The sequence below is a fragment of the Desulfocicer vacuolatum DSM 3385 genome (genome assembly GCF_900176365.1).
Taxonomy (GTDB): Bacteria; Desulfobacterota; Desulfobacteria; order Desulfobacterales; family Desulfobacteraceae; genus Desulfocicer; species Desulfocicer vacuolatum.
In genome coordinates, this window is record NZ_FWXY01000001.1 from 183,484 (window position 1) to 195,969 (window position 12,486).

General features: G+C 50.3%; 9 protein-coding genes. 3 read left to right on the plus strand and 6 right to left on the minus strand.

Features of this window, described 5'->3' with window-relative positions:
- Positions 1 to 12: 12 nt before the first annotated feature.
- The 3 genes from B9A32_RS00900 to B9A32_RS00910 form a co-directional block, all read right to left on the minus strand.
- Positions 13 to 1,593, minus strand: coding sequence for an ASKHA domain-containing protein (locus B9A32_RS00900; RefSeq protein ID WP_084066488.1), 1,581 nt, complete (start codon positions 1,591 to 1,593; stop codon positions 13 to 15).
- On the minus strand, positions 1,593 to 3,554 hold the full coding sequence (locus tag B9A32_RS00905; protein WP_084066489.1) for an ASKHA domain-containing protein: 1,962 nt from the start codon (positions 3,552 to 3,554) through the stop codon (positions 1,593 to 1,595). The genes B9A32_RS00900 and B9A32_RS00905 overlap by 1 nt, the downstream gene beginning before the upstream one ends.
- 72 nt (positions 3,555 to 3,626) lie before the next feature.
- The gene (locus B9A32_RS00910) at positions 3,627 to 3,926 is read right to left on the minus strand and encodes a hypothetical protein (RefSeq protein ID WP_139795657.1); all 300 of its coding nucleotides are present in this window, start codon (positions 3,924 to 3,926) and stop codon (positions 3,627 to 3,629) included.
- Positions 3,927 to 4,443: 517 nt separating this feature from the next.
- Here B9A32_RS00910 and B9A32_RS00915 point away from each other — a divergent pair.
- The 3 genes from B9A32_RS00915 to B9A32_RS00925 all read left to right on the plus strand — a co-directional run bounded on the left by B9A32_RS00915 (position 4,444) and on the right by B9A32_RS00925 (position 8,425).
- On the plus strand, positions 4,444 to 5,874 hold the full coding sequence (locus B9A32_RS00915; RefSeq protein WP_084066491.1) for an FAD-binding oxidoreductase: 1,431 nt from the start codon (positions 4,444 to 4,446) through the stop codon (positions 5,872 to 5,874).
- Between the two features lie 313 nt (positions 5,875 to 6,187).
- A complete protein-coding gene (locus B9A32_RS00920) occupies positions 6,188 to 7,141 on the plus strand; it encodes a hydrogenase iron-sulfur subunit (protein ID WP_084066492.1) in 954 nt (317 codons plus the stop codon).
- A gap of 33 nt (positions 7,142 to 7,174) precedes the next feature.
- Positions 7,175 to 8,425 carry a nickel-dependent lactate racemase family protein gene (locus tag B9A32_RS00925; protein WP_084066493.1) on the plus strand — a complete coding sequence of 417 codons (1,251 nt, stop codon included), beginning with the start codon at positions 7,175 to 7,177 and terminating at the stop codon, positions 8,423 to 8,425.
- 278 nt (positions 8,426 to 8,703) lie between these two features.
- Here the strand turns inward: B9A32_RS00925 and B9A32_RS00930 are convergent, their stop codons facing one another.
- The 3 genes from B9A32_RS00930 to B9A32_RS00940 are packed head-to-tail and all read right to left on the minus strand — an operon-like array spanning position 8,704 to position 12,370.
- Entirely contained in the window at positions 8,704 to 10,278 is a 1,575-nt protein-coding gene (locus B9A32_RS00930) for a hydrogenase iron-sulfur subunit (protein WP_084066494.1), read from the minus strand.
- Complete coding sequence (locus B9A32_RS00935) at positions 10,275 to 11,423, minus strand: FAD-dependent oxidoreductase (RefSeq protein ID WP_084066495.1); 1,149 nt, start codon at positions 11,421 to 11,423, stop codon at positions 10,275 to 10,277. Before B9A32_RS00935 ends, B9A32_RS00930 begins: the two co-directional genes overlap by 4 nt.
- Positions 11,424 to 11,446: 23 nt before the next feature.
- Positions 11,447 to 12,370 carry a methylenetetrahydrofolate reductase gene (locus tag B9A32_RS00940; protein WP_084066496.1) on the minus strand — a complete coding sequence of 308 codons (924 nt, stop codon included), beginning with the start codon at positions 12,368 to 12,370 and terminating at the stop codon, positions 11,447 to 11,449.
- Positions 12,371 to 12,486 lie beyond the last annotated feature (116 nt).

A 12,486-nucleotide genomic window follows, 5' to 3' on the forward strand; every position in this document is an offset into this window, starting at 1 on the left:
TTATCCGTAAGTTTACCCCCCGTAAATACTCACCGACGGAAACAGAGATCGATCCGTATGGGGATAAAACTTGGCCCCGGAAAAGGTGTTCATGAAAGACTGATTCACATTAAGCTCAATATAAGTGATACTTTGCCCAATCATCCGGATCTCTTCAAAGGCATGGGGGTCCACAAGAAGCCGGGCCGCCCCACCCAGGGAAGAGTTACCCAGAACCTCAAATTTATCCAGGGGCATATCCGGCAGCATGCCGATGGAGATGGCAGATCTGGGATCGATAAAAGAGCCAAAGGTACCGGCCACGTAGAACTTTTCCAGTTCTTCAAAGGAGAGCCCCGCAGTCTGCCGGACAATGACCTCCAAAATGGAGTGCATGGCCGCCTTGGCACTGGTCAAGGAGTTTAAATCCACCTGGCTGAACAAAATTTCCCGGCCGGTGCCGGAATCTTCCCGTTTCACCAGGCAAAGATGCTGGATCTCATCTTTTTCAAAAAGCCTTTCCCCGCACCGTTCCGGGCTGAACTTGCCCCTGATATCCACCATGCCGGACAAAAAAAGCTGGGCTGCCAGATCAATCATGCCTGATCCGCAGATGCCCACAGGGGGTTTATTTTCAATGGTACCAAGATCAATTTCAAGGGTATCAATATCAATGGACACCCGGTCAATCACGCCGGGCCCTGCGGTCATGCCCATGTCACTGATGCCCCCTTCCAGGGCAGGGCCCGCAGCCCCGGCACACGCCATGAGCCAATCCCGGTTTCCCACCACCACTTCAGCATTGGTGCCCACATCCACCATGAGACAGGGATTTTCCTTTTTATGGAGCTGTGCAAATAAAATCCCGGCAATGAGATCCCCCCCAAAATAGGAGCCGATATTGGGAAATAAAAACACCATGCCATGGGGGTGCATCCCAAGGCCTGCATCACCGGCGGCCATGGATTCCGGGGCATTCACCGCCGGAATATAAGGTTCCCGTATGATAAAAGAGGGCTCAATGCCCAGAAACAGATGGGTCATGGCGGTGTTGCCGGCCCCGGTGAACAGATACACAGATTCCACACCCAGCCCCGCAGCATGCACAAGCTTTTTGATGTGCCGGTTCATGCCGTCAATGATCAGGGCCTGCATCTGTTCAAGCCCTTTGGGGTCCCGGGCATGGTGAATCCTTGTCAACACATCGGGCCCCAGGGCAATCTGGGGATTATCAAACCCCAGTTCCCCAAGATTGGCACCTGTTTCCAGATTCACCAGGCGAAGCACCACCCGGGTGGTGCCAAGATCCGCTGCCACCCCGCACACCGGCTGGGTTAATTCCGGATCTATGACAGCAATCACCCGCCACCCCCGGGAATCTTTAAACAGCACCACCTTGATGCAATGTCCCCATTGGCGAAGCTGCCGGGCAAGATCCGGCACCAAATGCGGTGGAAAATACACCGATGAATCCTTTGGGGCGTTTCCCTTCTGTTCCAGGTCATGGGAAAGGGCTGATACCAGGCGCTCCACATCTGCGGTGTTGTTACCCAGGCGTGGCTCTTTCACCTGTATTGTGCGAACAAATCCGTTGATATTTTCCACCGTTGTCATCAGGATGCCTGCCTTGCCCGGGTCTTTTCCTGGAGCCGTTTATGGAGCCGTGGAAAATAATTGAGCTCTGTGTGGGGTAAAAACAATGCTCCCACATAATGATCCATGTATGAAGGGGTTTCAGCCAATTCAAAGTTGGTCATCATCTCCACCACATCCACCACATCCCGGCGAAGCACATTGGTCAAAGAACTCATGCGGGCCCCCAAAAGGGAGCTGTTGCCCAGATAGACCACCTGTTCCGGATCAACCTCGGGCAGCAACCCGATGGTCATGGCTTTTTCAAGATCCACATAACTGCCAAATCCACCGGCAAGGATAATCACCTCAATGTCCTGGATGGTGAGCCCCACCTCCTCCAGCAAGGTCAAAGCACCACTGTACATGGCACCCTTGGCCCGGATGAGATTGTCAATGTCCGGCTCGGTGATGACAATGTCCCTGTCAATCTGTGTGGCATCCTTCCACACCAGTACATACTCCCAGATCTCTTCTCTCTGGCGAATACGATCTGTGTTCAAATTACGATTGAATTTACCACGGTTATCAATGACACCGTTTTCAAACAGCAACGCCACAATGGTAATAAGACCGGACCCGCAGATCCCCTTGGGTCTGACATTGCCCTTGGTGACAATCATGGGTTCACAGGAGATGGGATCAATGGAAAAATCCTCAATGGCCCCTTTTGCAGCCCGCATGCCAAAGGTGATACCCCCGCCTTCAAAGGCAGGTCCGGCAGAACAGGCGGTACAGGCCATCCAGTCCTTGTTGCCGATGACAATCTCGGCATTGGTGCCGATGTCCATGAAAAGGGTCAGTTTTTCTGATTTATACATACCGGCCCCCATGACACCGGCCACAATGTCGCCCCCCACATAACTTGACACACCGGGATAAATAAGGGCCTGGGCATGGGGGGCCAGATCAATGCCAAGGCTTTGGGCATGGAACGGCGGGTACATAATGGCCGCCGGCACATAGGGCGCTCTTCTGACATACCGGGGATTAATCCCTAAAAGCAGCTGGGTCATGGTGGTATTACCGGCCAGGGTGATGGTGGTAATACACTCGCGTTTGACTTTTCCCCTTTTAAAAATACGGTCCAGGACGCCGTTAATGGTTTCCACCACCCTTTTTTGAAGGGTGGCAAGGCCGTCCCCTTTTTCGGAAAACATGATCCGGGATATCACATCTTCGCCATAACTGATCTGCCCGTTGAAGTCTCCATATTCCGAAACCACCTCTCCGGTATTCAGATCCAGGAGTTGACCGTATATGGTGGTGGTACCGATATCCATGGCCACAGAGTAATTGCAGTCTGTGGTATCACCGGCCTCTATATTAACAATCTGATTTTTACCGTCTTCCCGCACCGGGCGAACAATGGTGGCGGTGACTTCAAATTTTTTTTCCCGGAAGACATCGGGCACCTTTCGCATGACATCTAAATCCACTCCCAGGCGATGCTCATCATATTGCACCTTAAGATGCTGGATCAAACGGGTGACATCGGCAATATTATCCTGGGCAGAGGGCTCAGGCAATTTGAGATATTTTTTCTCCACCGGAGGAATCAACAGCCCTTTTTCCTTGAGATCTTCAAAACTGAAACTCTTTACCCGGGCCGTGTGGCGGGGGGCCGTATGTTTATTTAAAACAGAGGCATCCACCTCTGATTCCACAGGAACCCTTATTACCACATCGGATTTCACCTGGGAAAGGCAGGCCAGGCGGTAACCGTGTTCCCTGTCCTCGGTGGAAAGCTTATCCAGGCCACCGCCTTCAAGGTCACCGGATTCCACCAAAATTCGACACTTACCGCACACCCCTTCCCCACCGCAGGAGGCATTGATGTGTACCCCGGCTTCCATGGCCGCCCGGAGTAAATTTTCACCGTCTGCAACTGAGATCTCTTTTCCATGGGGTTGAAACAAAATTTTATGGGTTTTCAGACTCATACATTCTCCTGATTTTTTAACAACAGCCCCCAGTGTCACATGGTCTGTCGTCTGTTTAAAAGGTCTATTTTCTTACGTATAAATTCCACGTGACATGTCTGTCCCGGTAACTTCCTGCATTTTCCCCACCCCATGTGTATAATCCCTTCCCCAAATAATATCCAGTCTTTTTAACTCAATTTTCAAACCCGGATTCATTGGCACCGTAGCAACATTTTGCCCAGCTACTTTATATTTTTTTTTATATGAAATACTCCGCAAACTTGTGGAGCTTTTCTGTCTTTGTTGTGGGCAGAACCGAATCAGAATAAGGACTGCCCGTGGCAGTTTATATAAATCCAGAACCTCCTTTATTTGCTGTATTTTATTCATTGCGATTATCATAAAGACCTTGCTTTTACAAGTTTATGCTCATATAGTGGTTAAACACTGTTTAGTATTGACGTATTTTATTTTTATGCATATGACTCATAATCAAAGGACCACCCATTGGAATATCACCGTAGCAAGTCAAACATACTATACTAATTTTCGACATTAACGGATTTACAGGGAATTTGGCCTGTATGATTGCATTTTTGTCAATGCGGCACTGTCTCTTTTTTAATATGAAATATTCCGCAAATCTGTGGAGCATTTCTACCTTGGTTGTGGGTAGAGCCGGATCAAAATACGGTCTACCCGTGGCAGTGACATGAAATACCCAGCAAATCAGGGATGTATTTCAAGCTTTGTTATGGATGGATGGAGATCAATATGAAATTTACCCATGACCGTTAATCAAAAGGACAAAAAACGCCTTATTCCCAGCCACCGGAATCCAATTTCAAAAATCAAGTATACCAGCTGACGCTTTCATAATTATTTTAGGTTAAGAGGGAAAACACTGATGAACACTCTAAATGTTTCCATATTGCAAGGCATTGTGGGAAAAAATAATGTAAAGGATGACCCGGCCGATCTCATGGTGTATGGATCAGACAGTTCCGTACATGCAGCCAGACCCTGGGCTGTGGTGCGCCCCGGAACCGTTGAACAGGTTCAAAAAATCATGAAATACGCCCATGAAAATAAAATTCCCGTCATCACCCGGGGAGCAGGTTCCGGTATGTGCGGTCAAACGGTTCCCATCAATGGGGGAATTTCCCTTGATATGAAAAGAATGAACCGAATTCTGGAAATCAATCCGTCGGATGTTTACTGCAGGGTGGAACCGGGGGTTGTGGATGATGATCTCAATGCGGCACTCAAACCCCATGGGGTGTTTTACCCCCCCACACCGGCATCCAGCCGCATCGCCACCATCGGGGGTGAAATCGGTAACAACGCAAGTGGGGTAAGATCTGTGAAATATGGTGCCACCCGGGACTCTGTACTGGGACTAAAGGTGGTGCTGCCCGGGGGCAAGCTTGTAACCCTGGGGGCCAGAACCCGTGTGGAAGCCACCGGATACCAGCTGCACAAACTGGTTGTGGGATCAGAAGGTACCCTGGGTGTGGTGGTGGAAGCCACTTTAAGCTTTGTACCCATCCCAAAATACAGATGCCTTGGCATGGCCAACTTTGACCGACTGGAAGACGCAGGCAATGCCATTGCCGACATCATGGCAGGGGGAGTGATTCCTTCCATGCTGGAACTGGTGGACAATGTGGCCATCAAAGCTGTGAACAAAACCATGGATCTGGGACTTCCGGAGGTGGAAGCCGTACTCCTTTACGAAGCCGACGGCATGGTAAAAGAGGCCGTGGATTATGAAATCGACACCATGAAAGCCCTGTGTAAAAAGAACAACGGTACAGGCCTGACCAGCAGTTTTGATCCCAATGAACGGGCCAAAATCTTCATGGGCCGAAAGAAACTCTTTCCGGCCCTGTCCAAATTCAGTGAAGTGCTCTCCAGCACCTCCCTTGCCGATGACATGGCTGTTCCCTACTCTAAAATGGCGGAAATGGCCCGGAAAATACATGAAATTGCCGAGAAAAATGACATTATCATGACCGCCTACGGCCATTGCGGTTCAGGATGCATGCACACCAAAATTTTGATGGAACCGGGCCGAAAAGATCAATGGGAATCTGCCAAGAATGCCGTATCCCAGATTTATGAATATGTGCGTTCGGTGAACGGCACCACTTCGGCAGAACACGGCATCGGCATCTCCAAGGCAGATGCATTTAAAGCTGAAAAAGCCGACTCCCTGGATCTCATGTCCCAGGTTAAAAAAGCCTTTGATCCCCACGGCATACTCAATCCGGGAAAATTGATGGATGCCCCGAAAAACTGGGTCACTGCCACGGACTTAAGGTATATGGTTGGCTGATCATCTCTATTTTGGGGTTACACAGGATAAATTCGTAATCCTTGATTGATCCATGAACAATTGACAATCCGGCACTTTATTTATGGGTTCATCCCGGATAAGCCGAAAAAAAACTTTATAACACAATCAAAAAGAAAAAATCGGTGAAAAAGGGGCTGACTTCACAGGCCCGGCGTACCCAGTACCCAGTACCCAGTACCCAGTACCCAGTACCCAGTACCCAGTACCCAGTACCCAGTACCCAGTACCCAGTACCCAGTACCCAGTACCCAAAATTTATCCCCTTTTTCACAAACATACGGAAATAAAATACATGGAAACCAAAACAAAGTTTCGAGAATTCAAACCCACCCACCTGGAAAAATGGAAAAATAATCTGGACAGCTGTATCCGCTGCGGCTACTGCTACGAGCATTGTCCTGTATTTAAATATGACCGATGGGAATCCGACGCCCCCCGGGCAAAAATGATCATGATATTCGGCCTTTTGTCAGGACAGCTGGAACCCTCCACCTACATTGCGGACAAAATCGCCTCCTGCTTTCATTGCGGACGCTGTGTGGCAGCCTGCTCCAGTGGCGTTCCCCTGCTGGACATCTTCACCGATGCCAAGCGTGATTTTGCCGGTACAGAATGGGAAAGCCCCGGCACCACAACCCTCACCGGACCGGAGTGTGCCGCCTGTCTGGCCTGTGTCCGGGCCTGCCCCCATGAGGCAAGAAGTTTTGTGGACGGTAAAATTATCACTGATATTGTCAAATGCCAAAGTTGCGGTGCCTGCCTGGACGTCTGTCCCAACAAAGCCGTCTTTACCCACCTGAGCTGCGGCACGGATCAGCAGGCATTGAACCGGGAAATCGGCCAGTTTCTTGAAAAAGAGAAGGCCAAGGCCATTGTATTTGGGTGCAACTGGTCCTATTATCCAGATCTTCAATCATCCACAATGGAAAGTAACGTACCCGAGGAGTATAAGATACTCATCAACATGTGCGGCGGCAGACTGGAAAAGCCCCTGCTCCTGGAACCCTTTTTGAAAAATGGATGGGGGGTCCTGGTGGCCTGTTGCCCGGACGGGGATTGTGAGCATGATGGAAACGTCAAGGCTAAAACCCATGTGGCTGCCATTAAGGATTTTCTGGCCCAGATCAATATTGCTCCGGAACGGATTGAGCTTGTTCAGATCGCCCATGGCGACAAGGCAAGATTCCAGTCTGCCATTGATGAATTCATGGAAAAAATCAATGCCCTTGGGCCCATCAAAAAATAATTTAAACAATGTCCCACATATGAAGAGGAAAATATGAAAATAAGTGTTCCCTACGGAAAAAAGGGAGAACTCACCGCCGAGATCAACGACACCATTGCCCCGGTATTTCTGGAGGCCAATGATGTAAACATCGGTGACACCGACAATTTGATTAAAGGGGCCATGGCATCCCCCCATGAAAGCCCGGACCTGTCGCAGTTTCTGGGCGATGCAAAGGACCTTTTAATCATTGTCAATGATGCCACCCGTCCCACCCCCACCAAAACCGTATTGGATGCCATCTGGGATGATATTAAGGATATCCCGGTGAAATTTATCATTGCCACCGGGGCCCACCGGGGACCCAGTGAGGAAGAGTATGTTCAAATTTTCGGTTCCCATTATGAAAATATCAAGGACAAAATTATAGTTCATGATGCCTTGAAAGATGAAGAGATGGTGTTTCTGGGAACCTCTTCCAACGGTACGGAAATGTCCGTCCATGAGGCTGGGGTCAACGCCCATAAAATCATCATCATAGGCTCTGTGGAGCCCCATTATTTTGCCGGATACACCGGAGGACGCAAATCCTTTCTTCCCGGCATTGCCTCTTATAAAACCATTGAGCAGAACCACAAGCTTGCCCTGGGTCCCGAGGCGTGTGCCCTGGCCCTTGAAGGCAACCCTGTGCATGAAGACATGGTGGATGCCCTTAAAGTGGTTAAAAAAGAAATATTTGCCATCATGACGGTGCTGGACAAAAACCACAAGGTGTACGCTGTCACCGCCGGGGATATCTATGCTTCCTTTGATGCCGCCATTGAACGGGCCAATGAAGTATTTTGTGCCCCCATTGAAAAAAAGGCGGATATTGTGGTGTCCGTGGTTAAATTCCCGGCAGACATTGACCTTTACCAGGCCCAGAAGGGTATTGACAATGCCAAGCTGGCACTGAAAGAAAACGGTATCCTCATCCTGGTGGCCAAATGCCGCTGCGGGATCGGCGGCAAGGCATTTGCCGATCTCCTGGGCAGCTGTGACACCCCCCAGGAAGTATTGGACACCATTGAAAAGGGTTATAAGCTGGGGTATCACAAGGCGGCTAAAATGGCGGAAATCGGACGCTGGGCAGAGATGTGGGGGGTCACCGATGTTCCGGATGAAGAACTCTCACAACTGTTTATCCGTCCCTTTGACACCCTTCAGGAAGCCCTGGATAAGGCTCTGGAACAAAAAGGAGCAAATGCCGATGTGATGTTCCTCATGGACGGCAGTCTCACCGTTCCCATGCTCCAGAACAAATAAGAGGCACCATGGCGCGGGTCTGAAAGAACCGCCGTGGACAGACATGGGTTTGCCCACATTTCATCCGGGAGCACGGACGGAACGTCCGCGCTTCCGGACATATCACCATAAAAAAAGACCGGCGGAAGGGAATGATCCTTTCCAACGGTCTTTTTTATTTAAAAAAAAATCTTTGAACAGCATTCAAAGATCAGCGCTTTAAATTTCGGCCATATCTGAACCGGGGGCCTGTCAGGCCCCTGGATATCTCACTTTAAAACGCACACAGGTAACTGCGGTTAGAGCTTTTCGGCAAACTCATTGACCTTACAGGCAAATTCCCGGGCCATGTTGGATGCAATGGTGGTGAAAACCACCCGATCCTTATTGAGTCCCATATTTTCCAGTCGCTGGCGAATCTCTTCCACTCGCCATCCTGCGTAAATATTGCCCCTTTCAGCCTTGCAGTTTCCTTCATGACAGGCAGCAACCATGACACCGTCAGCCCCTTCCACAAGGGCATTCATGATAAAGTCCACATCCACCTTACCGGCACAGGGAACCTTGACCATGCGGAACCCGGCGGGCATTTCATGGCCAAATTGAGCTGCTGCTTCCCCGGCTTCCAGGGCAGAATTCTTGCAGCAAAAAGCAACAATGGAGGGGGTTGCATCGGCTGCAGAAGCCACGGCTTCTTTCACACCGCTCTTTAAATCTGCATCGGTGAACTCGCCCAGCTGAATGGCATCCATGGGACATTCACTGGCACAGATACCGCATCCCTGGCAGGCCGCCGGAGAAATAACCGCAGCTCCGTCCTGCCAGAAAATGGCACCATGGGGACAACAGCGGTAACAGGTAAGACAAATAACGCACTTGGTGTCATCCACCACGGCAATGTCCTCGGTGAGTGTGCGAACACCGTCACCGATAAGGGCTTTTACCTGCAGGGCCACATTGGCGGCATCCACATCGTTCTGGGCAACATAGATACCCTCTCTATTGGATTTCACCGGAAAACGGTGGACATTGTTGCTGGGCAGAAAACCGTCAACATCCGCATCAATGCCAAGGGTCTGGGCAATGCCAAGATTGTCTGGCCCCACCACAACACCTTCTTCAACCACCACATAATCGGGTTCCAGCTCAACATCGGCCCGGACCACAGGATCAGTGATAACGATCTTCACATTTTCCTTGTCCTGTTCAATGGTGGGCATGGTTTTGGGTTTGAAACAGACCACGCCTTCATTTCTACCCTGGGTAAAAAGTCGTTCCATTCCTTTGGCACCCACTTTTACATTACCCGCATAGATGTAGGAACGACAATTTTCCAGTTTCTGAATTTCAAGGGCAGACGCCAACACCCTGCCTGTGGCTGTTGGATCACCTTCCTGGCCAAATCCGGACAAAAAGGCCACGGTGCTGCCGCTGCCGTTGACCAATTTTTCTTTACCGGCATCATCGGCCAGCAGGGCTTCCAGCTGGGTCTGACTGATCACCTTGTCATTAAGAGCCAGACCATAGGCACTGTTCAGGGGCACACCGGTGTACTGGGGAGCCACCACCACGGCCCCAAAAGTGACCTCACAGGTTTCTTCTCCTTTGCCAAGGGTGACCCTGAAATCACCGGCCACACCGGCAATGTCCACCAGGGATGTACCGTCCTGGATTTCCACAAGTCCTGCATCCTGCATCTCTTTGCTGCATCCGGCACCACAGGCACAGGCGGTTTTGTTCCCAATCACCACGGCCTTATAGCCCTGGGCTGCAATCTGGGCTGCGGCAGTAAGACCGGCCTTGCCGGCCCCCACCACCAGGACATCTTTATTAATCTGAACGTCTATTGTTTTACTGCTTTTTTCTGCTATCATTTGCTCCCCCCCAGATAATTCATGGTCGCAAGGGCGACATTTCCAGCACCTGCAATGGTGGCGGCAATACTTCCGGGGCCTCCGGCCGTTCCGGCAACAAATACACCTGAATCCCCCGGAACGGCGTCAAGAAAGCCGTCCTGGTTCACGGGGATATTTAATATTTCAGAAATTTTCGCCGTGTCCATGCCGGGCATGATTCCCACAGAGAGCACCACAAGATCAAATTGTTCCGATGAGGGAGCGCCCTCGTCTTCGGCCATGTGGCGAAGTTCCAGGCTGTCTCCTTCCAGGGGATAAATATCCACAGGAATGGTTCTGACAAACCTGATTTCTTCTTTTATCTTTTCATAAAATACCGGGAATTCCTTGCCGCTGTTCTGGATATCAATGTAGAACATGGAAATTTCAGCTTCAGGATCGGCATTCTTTGCCACACCTGCCATGCGCATGGCATAGGGACAGCAAACCTCAGAACACCACAGGTTCCCCAAACGTTCATCCCGGGAGCCCACACACTGAATAAAGGCAATGCGTTTGGGTTTTTCGCCATCTGAAGGACGTACAAGGGAGCCATTTTCCCGAATAATATTTTCAAGATCAAGGCCGGTGATCACATTGTCCCACTTATCATACCCGTAGGTGCCTTTAAGATTGGGATCAAAGGGGGTATACCCCGTGGCAACCACAACCGCATCAACATCCACTGCACCTTCACTGCCCAGCGTATCAATACTGACGGCCCCTTCCGGCGCATCAGCTGCACCGTCGGCAACCACGTACAAAGGTGAATTATGATGGGAAAATCCCTTAAGCACACCCTGGGGAGCCACCTCTTCCACTGCACTTTTGGCAAGGGAAACACTGAAACCGTCTTTTTTCTCAAGGCCGCATACTTCGGTTCTCAGATGTACATTTATTAAGGGTTCATTCACCACGTTGGCGAGCATCTCTTCCACACTGCAGGCACCGCATTGCTTGCAGGTGTCTGTGGCCTTGCAGGTAAATCCGATACTGTGTCCACCCAGAAAGCAGCTTTTTTCCACCAACTCCACATTGATATTCTGCCTGGAAAGTTCCCAGGCAGCAGTGAGACCGGCAATACCGCCACCAATGACCATCACTTTTCCGGTTTTACTATTCAATTTGGAAACTCCTTCTCTTGGGTTTAAACTTCAGGCCTTGGCAGGACTCCGGCTCTCTCAGCAATTTCAGGAACCTTATGTTCCCATTCAATGGCCATGAGATGAACGCCGGCCACACCTTTCATCTCCTTGAACTCTTCAATCTGTTCACAGGCGATTTTAATACCTTCGTCGGCCACGTTTTTCTTGTCAACGCCCTGGAGTCGCTTGATCAACTCCTCCGGCACGTCCATGCCGGGCACTTTTTTCTGCATGTACCGCGCCATACCGATACTCTTCATGGGGGTGACACCGGCAAGAATATGAACCTTGTCTGTCAATCCCATCTCATTGGCCTGGCGAACCCATTCACGCATTTTGGGCATGTTGTAAATACACTGGGTCTGGACATAATCGGCTCCGGCGGCAATTTTCTTGGCCAGACGGTGAACCCGCCATTCAAAGGGCTCGGCAAAGGGGTTGGCAGCAGCGCCGATGAACATCTTTGGGGGCTCATCAATGTCCGCACCGCCCAGAAATTTTCCTTCATCACGCATTTTTTTCACCATGCTGATCAGCTGCATGGAGTCAATATCAAAGACACCTTTGGCCTGGGGATGATCCCCAAACGTCTGGTGATCTCCGGACAGGCAAAGCATATTGCGAAGTCCATGGGCATAGGCACCCAGGATATCCGCCTGCATGGCCAAACGGTTTCTGTCACGGCATACCATCTGAAAATTGGGCTCCACACCCTCTTCCAGACAAATCATGGAGGCGGCCCAGCTGGACATTCTGACCATGGCAGTCTGGTTATCGGTGACATTGGCCATGTCCACCATGCCCTTCAAGGGTTTAATTTTTTCACGCAGTGCCTCCACATTGGCACCCCGCGGCGGTCCCACTTCCCCGGTAAAGGCAAAATGGCCAGCCTCAAGCGTTCTTTCCAGTTTACTTCCTGATTTCATATTTTTTCTCCCTGAATTTATTAAATATGATGGTCCGTTCACGATTATTCCCCCATTGTACGGCCCTGCCATGCACCATCAGAACAAATATTCCCGGCAGCATGATATGGCTGTGA

Excerpts from the sequence above, each read along its gene's own strand:
- B9A32_RS00900 (WP_084066488.1), bottom strand. The coding sequence starts at position 1,593 with ATGACAACGGTGGAAAATATCAACGGATTTGTTCGCACAATACAGGTG.
- B9A32_RS00905 (WP_084066489.1), bottom strand. The coding sequence starts at position 3,554 with ATGAGTCTGAAAACCCATAAAATTTTGTTTCAACCCCATGGAAAAGAG.
- B9A32_RS00910 (WP_139795657.1), bottom strand. The coding sequence starts at position 3,926 with ATGAATAAAATACAGCAAATAAAGGAGGTTCTGGATTTATATAAACTG.
- B9A32_RS00915 (WP_084066491.1), top strand. The coding sequence starts at position 4,444 with ATGAACACTCTAAATGTTTCCATATTGCAAGGCATTGTGGGAAAAAAT.
- B9A32_RS00920 (WP_084066492.1), top strand. The coding sequence starts at position 6,188 with ATGGAAACCAAAACAAAGTTTCGAGAATTCAAACCCACCCACCTGGAA.
- B9A32_RS00925 (WP_084066493.1), top strand. The coding sequence starts at position 7,175 with ATGAAAATAAGTGTTCCCTACGGAAAAAAGGGAGAACTCACCGCCGAG.
- B9A32_RS00930 (WP_084066494.1), bottom strand. The coding sequence starts at position 10,278 with ATGATAGCAGAAAAAAGCAGTAAAACAATAGACGTTCAGATTAATAAA.
- B9A32_RS00940 (WP_084066496.1), bottom strand. The coding sequence starts at position 12,370 with ATGAAATCAGGAAGTAAACTGGAAAGAACGCTTGAGGCTGGCCATTTT.